Source organism: Paenibacillus sp. J22R98, assembly GCF_059383835.1.
In genome coordinates this window covers 263,250-280,857 of the sequence record NZ_JBXENW010000006.1, presented here as the reverse complement: position 1 = coordinate 280,857, position 17,608 = coordinate 263,250, and the positions used below count along the sequence as shown (strand labels likewise).

Here is a 17,608-nt window from a genome sequence, read left to right as displayed (position 1 = left end):
GGATTGAATACTACTCATGGGGGCAGTTGGTCAGGGTGCTTATTAACTGGTATATCCATTTACAAACAGGGGATTTGTGCAAAGTGATTTCCGCCACTAACCACATTTATAATGGGGAAATGGCTGTATTTAAAGGCGTGGAGTATTACTTTCAGCTGCCTTGCTATGTGTTTGAAAACGCTAAGTCGGATAAAATTATCGCTTCAAATGAAGATGGCTTTGAAGTGCTGCCCTACAAAGGCAGTTTGCTGTTCTTGATTGACTTGGCATTGGATTTAAAAGATGAGAAATGGGTTGAGGAGTTAGTTTATAAATTACAATATGAATCACAGCTTTAAAGGCACTGTCCCATAGGGACGGTGCCTTTTTCAATGATGAACACCGACGATTATAACGGACGAAAATACATACCTTCTAGGCTATAACATATAACGATTTAAGTATTATACAGGACTGAGCTTCATCACTATAATTAGATAAAATCTTAACACAATCAGTCTCCATCACATCAGAGAAGCAGTGCACAGATAGAGGAGCAGATCACAATGCGCAGCTGGTTGAAGGCGGAAGACAAGGGTTCTCGATACAAAGTTGTATTTGACCGACCTCCACAGCAAGTGCCGGATGACCCCGTCGTCGACGGGCCAATCATTGGGAACGGAGATGTGCGCGTCGTTGTCAGCGGCGAGCCGGAGCGACAGCGATTCTGGGTATCCCACAACGATTTGCTGAAGTCGAAACGAATGACTCCCGGCGGAAGTTCTTGTTTGGTGGGGGGCATGGATATCTGTATTCCTGCCTTGAATGACAGCTCGTACTACTGTGAGCAACGATTGTACGAGTCAGAAATACTATCGATTTTCAACTCGAGGTCGACGATTGTAACCATGCGCACATGGGTGGCGGCTATGGACAATATATTGGTCGTGGAGCTCTCATGCGAAGGTAGTCCGGTTGCGGTTGACATCGAGTTATGGGCGCATGCCTGTGACGAATCGGTTACGCAGCAAGGGCTGGCAAACCGGGTCGACTGGGTTTCCCGGCAATATTCGGCGTGGGATCCGAACCGGCCTAATCAAGACTGCCTAGCCGTACATGCTTTGACGGATACAGGCAATGCATTCATTCTGCGGGAGAGACGTCCAGCCGTTATTGTCTTATCCGCGCGGACCAATCGTGATTCGGATGACGGTTTGCAAGAAGCGATTAAATATGTGGCAAGAGCAAATCAAGCATCGATAGCTTCCGTTCGGGAGGTTCACGATCATTGGTGGAGAACGTTTTGGGCGAAATGCGCGATGGAAATTGAGGATGCGCCGCTGGAACGACTTTGGTATGGATCCCATTACACAAACGCCCAATTCGAGTATCTTCGTGGAGTCGGTGCGTTTCTTGTTTCCAGCAAACAAGCCAATGGAGAAATCTCTTATACGAGAATGGTTCGAAGAATTTGAAGGCGGTAATCTCTAACGAATCGTACAGGTCTTAATTGCCCTGAAATTGCGCTGAAAAAATGCTAACGAATCGTAGCGGCCCTATTTGATGTTTTACGCGTATTTTGGAGCCGATTTTTCCTATATAAGACCTCTACGATTCGTTAGATTCTCGAAGAGTCGAAAGCATGCCCAATAAGGCCTCCACGATTCATTAGAATCAAGAAGACCGACCCGACCGACCCGAAATCCGGTCGACAATGGCTGTAACTGGATTTGGCGCTTAAAGGGAACAAAATCACGAAAATAAGTCTGCAGCTTCAACAGCTGCAGACTTACTTGTGCTACCCCAGAACGCCGGTGTTCAGAATCTTAACCTTAACGATTGGCTTAATGGTGAGCTTCGGATACTGCTCCCGAAAATTCATCCCTGTATACAGGTTCGGATGATAGGCTGCCACCTGATGACTAAGCTGAAAGTAATCGCAATTTGCCTTTTGCAATGTGGCAATGATAGTAGCTGCCTTCGAGGTGAGATCCGCGGCGATTGCTTTCTCCAGATCTGCGAGCATCTTGTTTGTATGTTTCTTATCGTTAAAGCCATCTTCGACTAGTGTGACGTCGAGCTTGAGCGAGATGTCAATCTCGCGAATGTCTTTCTCATTGTGAATCACATGGAGATCGTGCTTCACGTTCCGAACGAAAACCGTATATACCTTACCTTCGATATGCCCGATGAGCGGCTGGTTTTTTCCCGAAGCTTCATGCATGAGGCAAGCTAATAGCGTTTCCTCGTTATTCAAATTAACCCCGGTATACTTCCCGTCGCGAAACAAGGCGGTACCGGCAAGACGCACCTCGTCCCCGCTGGGTTCGAACATATTCAGAGCGAAGTCGTTTACGAACCCCTCACCTCCAAGGATATAGCGAAGCAGTTTGTTGGAAGGAATTCTTCCACGTCTCAGTTGATCGTCCAATAAACCAACCAAATATTCCGGTACGATTTGCTCTTTGATTTTCTTCTTCGACAATAGCTTCGACAGGTCGCCGTTATACACGGCTAAATAGGCATATAACGGATTGGTTATGAATTGGCCGGTGGCATTCAAATAGTTAAGCGGTTGATCTTTGGCAAAGCGCGAGGTTATGAGATACAGTCTGGTCTCTTGAACAGTAAGGACGCCCGGCATTGTCTGGTTGGTTTGCCTTACGGCATCATAGAGGCTGTCGCCTGTTGAGCTTACATATATTCCGGATGGTTTGCCCCCTCCAAGATTAGCCTCTTTAAGCGTAGCAATAATGTAGCTCACATTGAGTTTCTTGCTGTCCCCGACGTAATCCACTCCTACAACATCGACGAATAGCTGCTTCTTCAGCCGCACCTGATCCCAGCAACCTGTAAGCAGCAGGCAGATCATCAGTGAAGTAATCCCTCTCTTCATATTTTGCCCCTTCCAACGCCCCGCAACCCGGAGATAATGAGCAGAATGACAGGCAAAGCAAAGAGCATGATGACGGACAGTTGGTCCTGTATCGTTGCGAGCTGGTTAATCGCGCTGCTTCTCTTCAGGAGGAAGCTCCCGATGAAACATGCGCCTGTTATAACCAAGATCCAGATCTTCTGCTTGCCCAAGCCTCGTCCGCGAAGATGCATAAAAGCTTTCGCTGCCATGAAGAAATATACATACACCGTATCCGAAGCGATGAACAAATAGAAGATTAGAAACAAGATATCTATGCTTTGCAAAATCTCAATCCGATAGTTCTTGAGGATAAAAACGATCGGCTCAGGAATAAGTGTAAGCTGCTTTAAGCTGAACATCGTGGAGCAGATCAGTGAGACTGCCACATAATAGAGGATTGTGCAAGCGTTCGCGAGCGTCATCGAAAGAAGCAGCTTTTTCTTGCTCTTCGTCTTAACGTACGGGTAAGCGTAAAGCAGCAGATCATAGCCGACATAGGCGGTGAATGCGGTGTACACGCCTTTCATGACCGGAGACCAGCCGCCCGGCAGAACGGGCAACAGGTTTCTTACGTCCATCCCGTAGAGCCCGCTAAAACCAATGAGCAGAAAACCTATGAGAGGAAGGAGCATGAAAGATTGAGTGAGATTTGCGAGCTTCAGCAGCGAGGAAGTCGCCGCATAACCGGTGAGGATCAGCAGCATCAGAATCAGCACCCATTTCGGGGTGAGTATAAACAGCCAGCGACTCAAAATCTCGACATAAAGCATGATCAGCAAATAGCCGGAAAGCGTGTAGTAACATCCATATATAAAATTGACGCAAGCTCCGAGCGGTTTGCCGATAATGGAAGATGAATAAGCAAAGAAATTCCGCTTCGGATATCGGCTGCCCAGCCACCAAATCAGTATGATGCCGATCTGTGCAGTCAGCCCGGACAGCAATACGGCTATCCAAGAATCATGTCCGGCAATACTTGCTTCCACATGCGGCATGGACAGTACTTCAAGCCCAATCTGGGCCATAAAGATGAGCGTGAACAGCTGTCTTCCGCTGATGGCTTCTTCTTTCATCATCGTTTCCATCCCCTTGGATTCCGCAACCTGATCGGGTTACCCGGCGCCGTATCAGCAGGCCTTTTACGTAAATTCCAAATCGGCGCTCGAATCAATGTATCTTTGGCATCGCCAAAGGTAAACGGAGGCGTGTAGTAAGGGTGGCCCATCGTTTCCAAGTGACAGAGGTGGATACAAATCAAGAAGAAGAAGAATGCCAGCCCAAACAAGCCGAACTGAGCAGATATGAGCAGTGCCGGATAACTAAGCAGACGCATCGCGCTGCTCATTTCGTACGATGGCACGATAAAGGAGGCCAAGCCTGTTAAAGCCGCAACGATGACCATCGTATTAGATACCAGATTGGATTGCACGACAACGGTCCCGATCACGATACCGCCTACGACGCCGATGGTTTGGCCAACAGGACTTGCCAGACGGATCGTCGCTTCTCTTAATATTTCGAGCAAGAGCATCATGGCAAGCGCTTCGAATACCGGAGGGAAAGTGACATATTTCAATGAGCTCTGCAGCGTATTGACGAAATTGATCGGCAGCAGCTGCGAATTAAAGGCACTGACCGCGACATATAGGCCGGGCAAACCAATGGCAATAAAGAAGCAGCAAATGCGTAAGAGTCGAAAGATGGAGCCCAGTAACCAGCCAATTTGATAATCGTCCGCACTTTGGAAGAACGACCAGAATGATACCGGTAAAATAAGGGTATCCGGTGATCCGGCGCCAGCAACAACGACCTTGCCTTCCATGAGATACGCCCGTGCGCGGTCAGGCCTTTCCGTAATGAGCAGTTGAGGAAATACGCTGTATTTCGTATCCCGGACCAACTCATCGAGGAATCCCGGCACTTCGACATAGTCGATGTCAATGCTTTGAAGTCTTCTGTCCAGCTCTTCAATAATCGCAGGTTTCGCAATGGATTTGATGTACATAACGGCTACTTTTGTCTGTGAAATCCGTCCCAGCGTATAGGTTTTGACGATAAAGTCCGTAGAGTTGATCAGCTTGCGCATCAGGTTCAGATTCGTATCTAAATTCTCAATGAACGCTTCGTTCGCGCCGCGAAGAACCCGCTCGTTGGTCGGAATATTGATGGAGCGCTCCTTCTTGAGATCCGCGCCGAGCAGATAAAGCTTGTCCTCTCCATTACGCTGCATCACGGTTTTGCCATATATGATCGCTTGAACCGCATCCTCGAATTGCTCGGTTTCGGCATAATCGAGAATGGACACGACATCCTGAATCTTATCCTGCGGACGGAGGAGCAACGGTTTCAGTATAAATTCTTGAACGACGCCGGAATCAATTAACGTATCGAAATAAAACAACCGAAACTCCGATTCCCCGATGAACAACCGCTTCGATTGAAAGTCGCTTTGTTCGGCGAAGAGCTGCTTAAGATAGTTCTCGGTATCTTCAACGGACGGGCTTAACTTCACGAATTCTCCTCCTCACGCATCTTTTTTCCATAATTTCACCTACAAGTGGTAAAAGTATACAATCGACAGGATTTGCGAAAGGGTATTTCGCCTTGTTTATCGAATTAACTCGTAATAGGGAAAAATTAACAACGGGCGCAAGGGGGGCATGAATATGGCGAACAGCATTCTGTTTAAGATATTGCTTCCTGTTCTACTCGGGATTATTTCGTTTTCATCCATCTATTTAGAGCGGACGAACTACCCCCTGTTCATGATTGTTGCGGGTATTGCCGTGTTCCTATCCATTAATCTCATGCGGAATTCTACCAAGCAAATCTACATCCAATTGGCATGCTTAATTGTTTTTCATTGGTTGAGCGAGCTGAATTGGTGCTTGACTCTCTATGTGATCGAACTCATAAGACTTCTAACACGCAGTGAAAATATGAAACGGAGTTACTACCATGCTCTTCTATTGATGGGGTTATACAGTCTGGTGCGATATACATATTCGGAAATTAATGAGTACTCCGTGTTAGTTACGTTATCTGACATTGCAAGCTCATTAGTCCTTGTGGCCATGATTTGGATCATAAAAAGCAAACAAAAGGAAAAAGAGGACCTACAGAAAAAGAACGATGAACTATTGCGAAGGGATGTTCTTACCGGGCTGCTTAATTACCATGAATTTCGTCATGAATTAAACCGAATGAAAGAGCGCAGCGAATATTGCTTAATCATTATGAACTGTCAGGATTTGAGAGTCGTCAACATCCAGCATGGGTTTGAGAAAGCCAACAATGGGCTGAAGGATATTGCGGGGCAGTTAACTGTACATTTCGGTTCTTCGAGCGTATCCCGTTACGGCGGGAGTGAATTCGCAATCGCGATGGAGTTTGCCAATCAACAAGCTACTGAAGATTACGTGAAGCATGTCATCGAAACCATAATCGAACATTCAACCCATTTAGATATCATTTACGCGTATGCTTTTTCAAATGGACGCTCGACGGATGAAACGATCGAGGATGTAGAAGATCAGCTGTTTCTTCAGAAGAAAGAGGCTTGGTTGAAAAGAGATGAGCATTTCTTCCGTTCGGACAAGTTAAAGGTAATTGGCGAGCTGGCGGCGGGAATGGCCCACGAAATTCGTAACCCTCTGACCACGATAAAAGGATTTCTGCAGCTGGCCTATCAGCACGGCTATAAGGATATCGATAAATACCACCCGATGATCATGGATGAAATTACGAGGGTGAGCGAGCTGACGTCCGAGTTTCTGCAATTCTCCAAACCTAATCTCTCCCAAATGAAAACCGAATCGATCCGCTCCTGCATGGAAAGGGCGCTCTCCATCATGGGCACGGAAATCGAGAGAGAAGGGCATGACCTCAGTGTCGATTATCCCGAACCTCCCTTATATGTGTTGATAGACAAAGACAAAATCGTGCAGGTACTCGTTAATTTGTTCAAAAACGCAATTGACGCGATGGACGATATCGGGAAAATCGGCGTTAAGATTTACGGAAGAGAGAACGGCGTAATCATCGAATTGTCTGACACGGGAAAAGGGATGTCCGCAGATACAAGAGCAAAGCTGTTTGAACCTTTCTATACGACAAAAGCTCACGGGACGGGGCTTGGTTTGTCCATATCCCATAAGATAGTTCAAGATCATGGCGGACGAATGGAAGTGGCGGAGACGAGCGCAGCGGGGACGGTATTTGCCATCATGCTGCCTGCCGCTTCGATAGAAACCGAATAATCGATAACAAAATAAAATACTAGAGGAGATGTTTCCGATTATGGCAATGCCGATTCCTTCACCGCGAGTGGCGAAGTTCGAGAAGCAGGCTTTCGGTATGTTTATTCATTGGGGGCTTTATTCCCAGCTTGGTCAGGGAGAATGGGTGCAGCATCTGCGGAAAATTCCGATGGAAGAGTACGCTGCATTGAAAGCTACGTTTACCGCCGGCGATTTCGATGCACGGCATATAGCGAAGACAGCCAAGCGGGCCGGCATGAATTATATCGTCTTGACTACAAGACACCATGACGGATTCTCGCTGTATGACACGCGCGGATTATCGGATTATGATGCGCCGCACAGCGCGGCAAAGAGGGATTTGATTGCAGGGAAGAGGGCATTACGCCATTCTTCTACCATACCACTTTGGATTGGTACCAGCCGAGCTTTAATGACGATTTCGACAGCTACCTAGAATATTTGCGCTCATCCGTTGAGGTACTGTGTATGCATTACGGACCGATCGGCGGCTTCTGGTTTGACGGGAATTGGAGTAAGCCGGATGCCGATTGGAAGCTCGATGAATTATACGGAACGATCCACCGCTTACAGCCGGAAGCGATGATTATTAACAATACAGGTTTGGATCTTCGCGGAGAGATTGGGCATCCTGAGGTAGACAGCGTGACCTTCGAGCAGGGACGTCCTGAACCGATGAACCGCGAAGGGATGAGCAAGTACGTTTCCGCCGAGATGTGCCAAACCATTAACGGGCATTGGGGCTTCGGACGCCATGATTTCTCTAATAAATCAACAGGCGAGCTCATCACGAATCTGCTTGCCTGCCGCAAGGTAGGCGCGAATTACTTGCTCAATGTCGGTCCTCAGGCCGGTGGGGGAATATCGAAGCTGCAGGAAGCTACGCTTGAGGTCATCGGAGATTGGATTGAGATGCATGGCAGTCTCATCTATGAAGGAAAACCGAGCCCGATTAAAGGCCAAGGACATGACTTCGCGCTGGAAACGGATGAGGGAACCAATTATCTGTTTGTGCATGATTTAACGATTGACGGCCATGCGAACGTGACAACCGCGGTTGGTGGAACCGGACCCAGAGTGTTTACGAACGTTACCGGCCATGTTTCCAGCGTGCGTTGGTTCGATAACGATGAAGAGTTAGCTTTCACGCATGATGCGGCGTCCGGTCTGTTATGTTTCCATGCAACAGGCTATCCATACGGAGATAACTTTGTTGTGCGGGTTGCGGTAATTTCTTGATTTGCAGAACGTATCGTGACTTGTTCGTTCTAATTAAGGATAGGTTGTGACCATCATCAATAAAGTATGTGTCGAGAGCCGCCGATTGTTTTGGCGGCTTTTTGTCGTTCCCGAAACAGGACTTGTTTTCGTTTTATTTGTAACCGTCAAAAATAATCTAAATAGTTACTTGCTATCTGTTTTGGATCATGATATAGTATCAAATGTAACCAGTTAAATTAATTTAGATAGTTACATTGTAGGCGTTCAAGTCGCTGCTTTCATGCACCTACAGATTACGGGAGGGTTTCGGATGAATGATAAGAAGATCGACAATGTACAAATGAATCAGCCTTTAGAAACCGCTGTTTTTGCAGGTGGCTGCTTCTGGCACATGGAAGATGCTTTTCAAAAGCTTGAAGGTGTCTCAACGGTGTATGCCGGGTATACGGGCGGATTAATGAAAAACCCGACATACCAACAAGTTGTATCTCACGCAACGGACCATCTCGAAGCGATCGAGGTGCATTATAATCCGGATGAGATTACGTATAACGAGCTGCTGGAACATTTCTGGAAAAACACGAACCCTGCGGAGTCCGCCATTTATTATACAAGCCATGAACAAAAGGAACTGGCTGAATTATCCCGAAAGTACATCGACAAACGTATTGGCAATGTAACGAAGATTGCCGCTGCGACAACGTTCTACAAGGCTGAGGAAGAACATCAGGATTATTACCAAAAACACGGTATCGCTTGTCTGGTCAACAAAGTCTGGAGGTTGGGAAAATGACAATCAGCTCCAAGCAAGGCTTTAGCGGAAGCTTCAACAAAAAGGAAAAGCTGAAATCGCTGACTGAACTCCAATATAACGTCACTCAGAAGGGTACTGATGAGCCGCCGTTTCATAACGAATACTGGAATAACACAACAGAGGGGATCTACGTAGATATTGTTTCCGGTGAGCCGCTGTTTAGCTCGAAGGACAAATACGATGCGCAGACAGGCTGGCCTAGTTTTACAAAACCTGTGGAGTCCAATAGCGTTGTGCTTAAAGAAGGTTTTTTCGGCACGGCAGTCAGAAGCAAGCATGCGGATTCCTTCCTAGGCCACGTGTTCAATGATGGACCTCGATCAACGGGACTGCGTTTCTGCATGAACTCCGCCGCCATGGTATTTATTCCGAAAGCGGATCTTGAACAAAGAGGCTATGGCGCTTATGCCACGTTATTTGAATAAGGAGTGGATAGGCGTACATTTGGAGAATTCAGGAAATAAAAGGTTGACGCTGAAATGACGGCATGGTAGTATAACCACATAATAACAAAGTAATCTCATCGGAATAATAAAATATCAACCGGACAACCGGAGACCACGTCTTACTTAGGCGCTGAGTCTCCTTTTTTTGTCCGGCAAACGACTGGATCACCAGAGATTAAAGCTGCTCATTTACTTGATTGCAGGATGAGATGAATACGAAGTCGACCGTTCAACCGGAGACACAACATGCGCCTTATGTTGTGTCTTTCTTCATTTTATAGTAAGGGAGCATTCACGGATGGCATACGTTGACGGCGAGGCCGCTCTGGAAGAGGCCAGAGTTCTGCCTCCCAAGCCAATTAGGCGAAAATTAAAGCTTTTGAGGTACATCTGGTTCAATCGATATCTGTATTTGATGCTGGTTCCGGCACTCGTCTATTACTTGATTTTTCATTACATCCCCATGTATGGGGCGGTCGTTGCCTTCAAGGATTTCAGCATTATGAAAGGGATCTTGGGCAGTGATTGGGCCGGCATGAAGCATTTCGAGTACTTGTTCTCACAGGATAAATTCTGGCAAGTCATCAAGAACACGGTGATCATTTCGCTTTACCGGCTTACCTTTGGATTTCCGGCACCAATTATTGCGGCTCTGCTATTGAACGAGGTCAGGGTGAAGGCGTTCAAACAGACGATACAGACGATCATTTACCTGCCTCACTTTATTTCCTGGGTTATTCTTGGCGGCATTCTGATTAATTTGCTTTCCACGGACAGCGGCATCGTCAATAACTTGATTAAGCTGTTTGGGGGCACGCCTATCGGATTTTTGAGCGATGAATCTTATTTTCGCAGCACGCTTGTATTCTCGATGATTTGGAAAGAGTTCGGCTGGAACACGATCATCTACATGGCAGCTTTGTCCGGAATCAGCCCGCATCTGTACGAAGCGGCGGTCATCGACGGGGCTAATCGGTTGCAGCGGCTTGTGTATCTCACGCTTCCGCTGATCCGAAGTACCATTGTGCTGATTCTCATTCTTCGGCTGGGCGGTATTATGGAAGCCGGCTTCGAGCAAATCTTCGTGCTCTATAATCCGGGTGTATACCGCGTCTCGGATATTATCGATACGTATGTCTACCGAATCGGCTTAACGGATGGAAGGTTCAGTCTTGCAGCAGCGGTAGGATTGTTTAAATCCCTGATCAATTTTGCTCTGCTCGTTATAGCAAATTGGCTTTCCAGGAAGCTGGGAGAACAGGGTGTTTACTGATACGGGAGGTGGACTATGCATTATACCAGCAGGGCAGGGAAGCTATTCAACTCGTTCAATATCGTATTTCTGGCTATCGTAGCCATCGTTACGGTGTATCCATTCTGGGATACGCTCGTCGTATCCGTCATTCCGCTGGAGGAGTACCTCGGTTCCAGCATTCATCTCTTCCCCAAGCAGATCACGTTCGAAGCTTATACGTACTTGTTCTCGATGAATGAATTATGGAAGTCTTACGGCGTGACGCTGTTCATCACGGTTGTGGGGACCGCGCTTAATATGATCCTCACGGTGCTGGCGGCCTATGCGCTTTCGAGGCCCGGACTTAAGGGGCAGCGCGTGATCATGTTTCTTCTCGTATTTACGATGATGTTCAGCGGCGGTATTATTCCCACCTATCTATTGGTTAAAGACCTCGGCATGATGAACTCCGTCTGGGCGCTGATCATCCCGAGTGCTCTCAATACTTACAACCTGATTATTATGAAAAGCTTCTTCTCTTCGATGCCGGATGGTTTGGTTGAAGCAGCCAAGATCGATGGCAGTAACGACCTGGGGATCCTGTTTAAGATTGTAATTCCATTATCCTTGCCGGCGATTTCCACCATCACGCTCTTCTATGCCGTAACCCGGTGGAATGATTTCTTCAACGCGATATTCTTCATCAGCGACAAGGAGCTTTGGCCCTTGCAGCTGTTCTTGCGAAGCATGCTGTTCGAGAATGAATCGTCCTACTCGGGAGGCGGCGACAGTCTATTCCTCCTTGGGCCCTCCATCAAGATGGCGACGGTTATGGCAGCTTCCATTCCGGTTATGCTCATTTACCCTTTTTTCCAGAAGTATTTTATCAATGGCATATTGATTGGCGGGGTCAAGGAGTAACTCCTTCACTATAAAAAATGATCAAATGGGAGGAAAGAGAAATGGGATATGGGAAAGGATTGAAAATGAAAAAATGGGTGATCGGCCTAGCGACAGCGGCACTGATCATAACGGCGGGCTGCTCGAATAAGCCGGACTCCACCGAAGCGAGTACGAATGGCTCCGGTACCAATTCCGGTTCCGCTACGGAAGAACCGTACGAACTCGTTTATTTGACCACCGGCGACCAAGGAGCAAAGCCGCTGGTGCCGAACGATCGCATTATTGCCGAGATTAATAAGCGTCTGAACATCAAGCTGACGATCAAGATATCACCGGAGTTTTCGTATGACAAAATTAACGTGGCGATTGCAAGCGGGGATCTTCCCGATGTCGTGACCACGCAGTATCCGTCCTCATCCGTTTCCCAGTGGATCAAAGAAGGCATTCTGGTTCCGCTGAATGATTATTTCGACAAAACCCCTACACTTAAAGCCAAGCTCGACAACGGTTTGCAATGGACGGCCGTAGACGGAAAATATTACGGGTATCCCTTCGTGAGCGGCATGGAAAAGTCGAATTACACCGTTCAATTTCGCCAGGATTGGCTGGATAAGCTGAACCTGCCGTATCCGAAAACGTTAGATGAGTTTCACAGCACGCTGAAAGCCATCGTAGAGAAAGACCCGGATGGCAACGGCAAGGCCGACACCTTCGGTTTTATCACGAACAAGCCGGTTCCCGGGGACGCACTCACCGCATTCGATTTTGTTCTATATGCGTACGGACTGCCATACGCTGACTATGCCTTGAACGATAAAGGAGAAGTCATTCCGCGGTTCGAAGATCCTGCCTACAAGAAAGGGATTCTGGAGCTGCGGAAATGGTACGAGGAGAAGCTGATCGATCCGGAATATATCATTTACGACCGGCCGACTAAGGAACAAAAGTTTTTCCAAAGCAAGGCAGGCGTGATGGATGGTCCGTTATTCCGCCACGTGAGCCGCATCGAAGGCAGCCTGCAGCAGGTCAATCCCGATGGGAAGCTCGGTTTCGCAGCACCGCCGGCAGGACCTGATGGTAAACAAGGCATGGCTACGCGTCCGAAGACGGCATTGTTCACAGCTGTCACCAATAAGGCCAAGAATCCTGAGAAAGCGGCCGAGTTCATCGAGTTCATGCTGTCCAAGGAAGGCCGCGAGCTGCTGCAGCTCGGCATTGAAGGGGTCCACTACACGAAGCAAGGAGATAAAATTACTTACAACGAGGCTGAACGTGAGAAAGACGGTTTTGCTCCGAACGGCTGGAGTCATCCGCTTGCATGGGGGAACGTGACTTGGCCAATCGACGAGAACTACTTGCCGCAGACGGAGAAGAACATCGATCGCGCCATAGAATCGGTCAAAATCGCATCGCAATATTTTGTGCCGAATCTCATTACCCGCAGGACGGATTCTGAGATTGAATATGGAAAAGCGGTTAATGAAGTGTATAACCAATATTTCGTAAACCTGTTGAACGGCAAGCTTGACGTGGATAAGGGGATCGAAGAGCTCGACAAAGAATGGCGTCAAGCGGGCGGCGATGACATCCTGAAGGAAATCAACGAGGAGTACAAGAAGCAAGGTGCCGGCAAATAAACGGAGAAAGTGGCAATTGCAATCATTTCAACTATACGACGAATAGTGAGGAGAATGTGCTATGGCTAAAACGATTACGACTGAGGAACGTCCGCGGCAAATTCCGGACCGAGGTCTTAAAGGCGGCCCTCGTATTATTAACCGACTGCCGGAAGGAGTAGAAGAGCAGCCGTATACGCTGTTTCGCGTAAAGCCTTACGGTCCGCTAATCGGCGCGGAAATCGAAGGAGTCGACCTGCGCAATCCTGTTTCGCCGGAGCTGCAGAAGGAGCTGAACCGTGCCTTGCTGGAATGGAAAGTGATTTTCTTCCGTGATCAGGACATTACCAGCGAGCAGCAGCAAGCGTTCGCCCGTCTATGGGGGGAGCTGGAAACCCATCCTTTCCTGCCTCAAGGCAGTTCCAATGAGGTCGTTCGCTTCGCGAAGAATGATAAAAAGCCCGGACATGAGAACAACTGGCATTCGGACGTCAGCTGGAGGCTGACGCCTGCGCTTGGATCGGTCCTTCGCCTGACGGAGGTCCCGCCACTGGGAGGAGATACGCTGTGGTCGGATCAAGCGGCTGCTTATGATAATCTGCCTGATGACGTGAAGCAGCGAATCGACGGACTTACGGCGATTCACGATTTCACTCATGTCTTCGGGGTGAATCTTCCTCCCGAGGAATTGCTGCTCAAGCAGGAGGAGTTCCCGGCAGCCGAGCATCCGGTCGTACGCACCCACCCTGAAACGGGACGAAAAACGCTGTTCGTCAATCCGAACTTTACGGTGCGGATCGTGGATCTGGAAGCGGATGAAAGCGAATCGCTCCTGTCGTATTTATTCCGCCATTCGCAGTTGCCCGAATTTCAAGTCCGCTTCCGCTGGGAAGCGAACTCCATTGCGTTCTGGGACAATCGCGCCACGCAGCATTACGCGAATTCCGACTATTTCCCGAACCGCCGCGTAGCGGAGCGGGTGGCCATTGTAGGCGATCGGCCTTATTAAGAGAAGAGCCCGCGGGTGTCGCGGGCTCTCTTCCATATTCTAAGATTGGGGGAAGAACAAAGGTGAGCTATTCGAAGGGGAAGCCAAATCTGCTGTTTATATTAATCGACGACATGGGCTGGATGGACCTCGGATGCTATGGTAGCATCTTCTATGAAACGCCTAACTTGGACCGGCTTGCCGCAGAGGGGGTGCGATTTACCGACGCTTACGCCGCCGCTCCGGTCTGTTCGCCCACTCGGGCAAGCATCATGAGCGGTAAATATCCGGCGCATGTTGGCGTGACCAACTGGATCGGCGGCCATACGACAGGGAAACTAATCGATGCCCCTTACATCCGGCATCTTCCGCTGCAGGAGAAAAGCGTGGCAGCCACATTGAAGGAACAAGGCTACCAGACATGGCATGTGGGCAAATGGCATCTCGGCGGACGTGAGCATTATCCGGACCGACACGGTTTCGATGTCAATATCGGCGGCTGCAGCTGGGGAATGCCGATGAATGGCTTTTTTAGCCCGTATGGCATTGAGACGCTCGAGGAAGGGCCTAACGGCGAATATTTAACTGACAGGCTTACGGATGAGGCAATAGCGCTGATCCGGCAAAATGATGGGACGCCGTTCTTTCTGAATTTATGGCATTATGCCGTGCACATCCCGATTGAGGTCAGTGCGAAGCTCACCAAGCGTTTTGCGGAAAAGGCCAAAGCACTCGGACTGGATCGTGTGGAAGCGTTCGTGGAAGGAGAGCCCTTCCCGTGCGAACACAAGAAACATTTGCGGGTACAGAGGCGCATCGTGCAGTCGGACCCTGCATACGCGGCGATGATTTATAATCTCGATTGGAATATCGGTCGATTGCTAGACGCCTTGGACGAAACGGGCCAGCTCGATAACACCGTTATCGTGTTTACTTCCGATAATGGCGGTCTGGCAACAGCCGAAGGTTCGCCCACCTGCAATAGTCCCCTTCAAGAAGGCAAAGGCTGGATGTACGAAGGCGGCGTGCGGGAGCCTCTCATTATCCGTTGGCCCGGCGTCACGAAGGCGGGCAGCGTCAGTGAGGAGCCGGTAACGAGCCCGGATTTCTATCCGACGCTGCTGGAGATGGCGGGGCTGGACCTGCTGAGAGAGCAGCATCGGGACGGCGTAAGTTTAGTTCCCGTACTCAAAGGCGAGGAGAGCCTAAGCCGGGAGGCCATATTCTGGCATTACCCCCACTATGGCAATCAAGGGGGAACGCCGGGGTCGTCGGTGAGAGAGGGCGATTACAAGCTCATCGAGTTTTTCGAAGACGGGCGTATGGAGCTGTACAACTTAAGAACCGATCTATCGGAAGAGCACAATATTGCAGAGCAGCATCCTGAACGGACCGAACGGCTGCGTCAGAAGCTTCACCGCTGGCGAGAGCAGATTCATGCCATCATTCCCGAGAAGAATCCTGAAGGAGGAGCCGCAGTTTATGGTTAGAAGGCCTAATATCATGCTAATTACCAGCGATCAGCAGCACTGGAATACCATTGGGGCATTTAACCCCGAGATTTCCACGCCGAATCTGGACCGTCTGGTCCGAGAGGGCACCACCTTCACGAGGGCTTACTGCCCGAACCCGACATGTACACCGACGCGAAGCTCCCTAATCACAGGGCTTTATCCAAGCCAGCATGGGGCATGGACCTTGGGAACGAAGCTGTCCGAGAAGGTACATACGGTCGGTGAGGATTTCCTCGAGGCCGGGTATGCAACGGCTTTGGTAGGGAAAGCGCACTTCCAGCCGCTCATTTCTACGCCGGAGTATGTTTCCCTGGAATCCTATCCGGTGCTTCAGGATTTGGATTTCTGGAAAGCGTTCGATGAGACTTATTACGGTTTCCGCCATGTGGAGCTGGCCCGAAACCACGCGAACGAAGCTCACGTCGGCCAGCATTATGCCATTTGGCTGGAGGAGCAGGGCTGTTCGAACTGGAGAGATTACTTCGTAGGTCCGACCGGTACGATGGATAAGTCAGTTGCCCACAAATGGGACATTCCGGAGCAGTACCATTACGATACTTGGATTGCGGAACGGACGAATGCTCTGTTAGAGCAGTACAAACAGGAGGACACGCCGTTCTTCCTATGGTCCAGTTTCTTCGATCCACATCCGCCCTATCTTGTTCCGGAGCCTTGGGATACGATGTACGACCCCGACAAGCTGACGGTTCCGAGGGCTGCAGCCCATGAGCATGAGGCTAACCCGCCGCATTTCCGGATGGTGCAGGAGGAGAATCCGGATTTCAGCAGCTATAAAGAAACGGGCTTCGGTATCCATGGCATGCATTCGCACAGGCATGACGAAGGCGAGCTTCGGAAGGATATTGCAATCTACTACGCCATGACGAGCTTAATGGATAAATATATCGGGCGCATTCTCGACAAGCTGGATGAGCTTGGACTTACGGAGAATACGCTGGTCGTGTTCACGTCCGATCACGGCCATTTCTATGGCCATCACGGCTTGACGGCAAAGGGGCCATTCCATTATGAGGATCTCATCCGCGTACCGATGCTGGCCCGTTTCCCGGGACAGGTTCCTGCGGGTGCAGTGAACAACGCCATGCAATCCTTAGTGGACTATGCGCCAACTTTTCTCCGATATGCCGGGCTTCAGGTGCCTTATTCGATGTCTGGGAAGGATCAATCTCAGGTATGGAACGGTCTGGAGTCCGCCGCGAGGGATCATATTCTGTGCGAGAACCACCATGAGCCGACGACCATTCATCTGAAGACTTACGTGAACGAACGCTATAAGCTTACGGTTTATTACAAGCAAGAATACGGGGAGCTCTTCGATCTGGCCGAAGACCCGGAGGAACGGCATAACAGATGGGATAATCCGGATTACGCGGAGATCAAATCGAAGCTGCTGCTCAAGTATGCCTGGGCAGGATTGGAGCAGGAACCGCTGTGTATGCCGCGGATTGCTCATGCTTAGTAAGTTCTATTTCTTTTGGTATTGAGAGCTGAGAGTTCGATTTTGGAACTCTCAGCTTTATTTATGTTTTTTTTCGGTGCTGAGAGTCCGTTTTTCGCACTCTCAGCAGCCATCGCTTAGGGATCATGGTTGGTTTGAGTGCTGAGAGTTCGATTTTGGAACTCTCAGCTTTATTTATGATTTTTTTTCGGTGCTGAGAGTCCGTTTTTCGCACTC

The 17,608-nt window shown here is 49.0% G+C and carries 14 protein-coding genes and 1 pseudogene; 12 read left to right on the top strand and 3 right to left on the bottom strand.

Features of this window, described 5'->3' with window-relative positions; translation table 11 throughout:
- Nucleotides 1-35: 35 nt before the first annotated feature.
- Both AC50Y3_RS18860 and AC50Y3_RS18855 read left to right on the top strand, forming a co-directional pair.
- Nucleotides 36-338, top strand: coding sequence for a hypothetical protein (locus AC50Y3_RS18860; RefSeq protein WP_494820266.1), 303 nt, complete (start codon nucleotides 36-38; stop codon nucleotides 336-338).
- Between the two features lie 207 nt (nucleotides 339-545).
- Nucleotides 546-1,454, top strand: coding sequence for a hypothetical protein (locus AC50Y3_RS18855; protein ID WP_494820265.1), 909 nt, complete (start codon nucleotides 546-548; stop codon nucleotides 1,452-1,454).
- Nucleotides 1,455-1,777: 323 nt separating this feature from the next.
- On the opposite strand, the gene AC50Y3_RS18850 is transcribed toward AC50Y3_RS18855, so the two are convergent.
- The 3 genes from AC50Y3_RS18850 to AC50Y3_RS18840 are packed head-to-tail and all read right to left on the bottom strand — an operon-like array spanning nucleotide 1,778 to nucleotide 5,408.
- A complete protein-coding gene (locus AC50Y3_RS18850; protein ID WP_494820264.1) occupies nucleotides 1,778-2,875 on the bottom strand; it encodes a Ger(x)C family spore germination protein in 1,098 nt (365 codons plus the stop codon).
- A complete protein-coding gene (locus AC50Y3_RS18845; protein WP_494820263.1) occupies nucleotides 2,872-3,972 on the bottom strand; it encodes a GerAB/ArcD/ProY family transporter in 1,101 nt (366 codons plus the stop codon). The genes AC50Y3_RS18850 and AC50Y3_RS18845 overlap by 4 nt, the downstream gene beginning before the upstream one ends.
- Nucleotides 3,969-5,408 carry a spore germination protein gene (locus AC50Y3_RS18840; protein WP_494820262.1) on the bottom strand — a complete coding sequence of 480 codons (1,440 nt, stop codon included), beginning with the start codon at nucleotides 5,406-5,408 and terminating at the stop codon, nucleotides 3,969-3,971. Before AC50Y3_RS18840 ends, AC50Y3_RS18845 begins: the two co-directional genes overlap by 4 nt.
- A 154-nt stretch (nucleotides 5,409-5,562) precedes the next feature.
- On the opposite strand from AC50Y3_RS18840, the gene AC50Y3_RS18835 reads away from it, so the two are divergent.
- From AC50Y3_RS18835 to AC50Y3_RS18790, 10 genes and pseudogenes are all read left to right on the top strand, one after another.
- Nucleotides 5,563-7,155, top strand: coding sequence for an ATP-binding protein (locus AC50Y3_RS18835; RefSeq protein ID WP_494820261.1), 1,593 nt, complete (start codon nucleotides 5,563-5,565; stop codon nucleotides 7,153-7,155).
- Between the two features lie 28 nt (nucleotides 7,156-7,183).
- A pseudogene (locus AC50Y3_RS18830) lies at nucleotides 7,184-8,415 on the top strand (alpha-L-fucosidase).
- Between the two features lie 292 nt (nucleotides 8,416-8,707).
- Nucleotides 8,708-9,190, top strand: a complete 483-nt coding sequence (gene msrA, locus AC50Y3_RS18825) for a peptide-methionine (S)-S-oxide reductase MsrA (RefSeq protein ID WP_494820260.1) — start codon at nucleotides 8,708-8,710, stop codon at nucleotides 9,188-9,190.
- Nucleotides 9,187-9,636, top strand: a complete 450-nt coding sequence (gene msrB / locus AC50Y3_RS18820; RefSeq protein ID WP_494820259.1) for a peptide-methionine (R)-S-oxide reductase MsrB — start codon at nucleotides 9,187-9,189, stop codon at nucleotides 9,634-9,636. The genes msrA and msrB overlap by 4 nt, the downstream gene beginning before the upstream one ends.
- Before the next feature lie 319 nt (nucleotides 9,637-9,955).
- Nucleotides 9,956-10,930, top strand: coding sequence for an ABC transporter permease (locus AC50Y3_RS18815; protein ID WP_494820258.1), 975 nt, complete (start codon nucleotides 9,956-9,958; stop codon nucleotides 10,928-10,930).
- Between the two features lie 15 nt (nucleotides 10,931-10,945).
- Nucleotides 10,946-11,812, top strand: coding sequence for a carbohydrate ABC transporter permease (locus AC50Y3_RS18810; RefSeq protein ID WP_494820257.1), 867 nt, complete (start codon nucleotides 10,946-10,948; stop codon nucleotides 11,810-11,812).
- Nucleotides 11,813-11,853: 41 nt separating this feature from the next.
- Entirely contained in the window at nucleotides 11,854-13,431 is a 1,578-nt protein-coding gene (locus AC50Y3_RS18805) for an extracellular solute-binding protein (protein WP_494820256.1), read from the top strand.
- 61 nt (nucleotides 13,432-13,492) lie between these two features.
- Nucleotides 13,493-14,419, top strand: a complete 927-nt coding sequence (locus tag AC50Y3_RS18800; protein WP_494820255.1) for a TauD/TfdA dioxygenase family protein — start codon at nucleotides 13,493-13,495, stop codon at nucleotides 14,417-14,419.
- A gap of 62 nt (nucleotides 14,420-14,481) precedes the next feature.
- The gene (locus AC50Y3_RS18795) at nucleotides 14,482-15,888 is read left to right on the top strand and encodes a sulfatase (protein ID WP_494820254.1); all 1,407 of its coding nucleotides are present in this window, start codon (nucleotides 14,482-14,484) and stop codon (nucleotides 15,886-15,888) included.
- Nucleotides 15,881-17,392, top strand: coding sequence for a sulfatase family protein (locus tag AC50Y3_RS18790; RefSeq protein ID WP_494820253.1), 1,512 nt, complete (start codon nucleotides 15,881-15,883; stop codon nucleotides 17,390-17,392). Before AC50Y3_RS18795 ends, AC50Y3_RS18790 begins: the two co-directional genes overlap by 8 nt.
- Nucleotides 17,393-17,608 lie beyond the last annotated feature (216 nt).

Coding starts and splice junctions, on each gene's coding strand:
- msrB (WP_494820259.1), top strand. CDS start 9,187: ATGACAATCAGCTCCAAGCAAGGCTTTAGCGGAAGCTTCAACAAAAAG.
- AC50Y3_RS18850 (WP_494820264.1), bottom strand. CDS start 2,875: ATGAAGAGAGGGATTACTTCACTGATGATCTGCCTGCTGCTTACAGGT.
- msrA (WP_494820260.1), top strand. CDS start 8,708: ATGAATGATAAGAAGATCGACAATGTACAAATGAATCAGCCTTTAGAA.
- AC50Y3_RS18790 (WP_494820253.1), top strand. CDS start 15,881: ATGGTTAGAAGGCCTAATATCATGCTAATTACCAGCGATCAGCAGCAC.
- AC50Y3_RS18835 (WP_494820261.1), top strand. CDS start 5,563: ATGGCGAACAGCATTCTGTTTAAGATATTGCTTCCTGTTCTACTCGGG.
- AC50Y3_RS18805 (WP_494820256.1), top strand. CDS start 11,854: ATGGGATATGGGAAAGGATTGAAAATGAAAAAATGGGTGATCGGCCTA.
- AC50Y3_RS18855 (WP_494820265.1), top strand. CDS start 546: ATGCGCAGCTGGTTGAAGGCGGAAGACAAGGGTTCTCGATACAAAGTT.
- AC50Y3_RS18845 (WP_494820263.1), bottom strand. CDS start 3,972: ATGATGAAAGAAGAAGCCATCAGCGGAAGACAGCTGTTCACGCTCATC.
- AC50Y3_RS18810 (WP_494820257.1), top strand. CDS start 10,946: ATGCATTATACCAGCAGGGCAGGGAAGCTATTCAACTCGTTCAATATC.
- AC50Y3_RS18815 (WP_494820258.1), top strand. CDS start 9,956: ATGGCATACGTTGACGGCGAGGCCGCTCTGGAAGAGGCCAGAGTTCTG.
- AC50Y3_RS18800 (WP_494820255.1), top strand. CDS start 13,493: ATGGCTAAAACGATTACGACTGAGGAACGTCCGCGGCAAATTCCGGAC.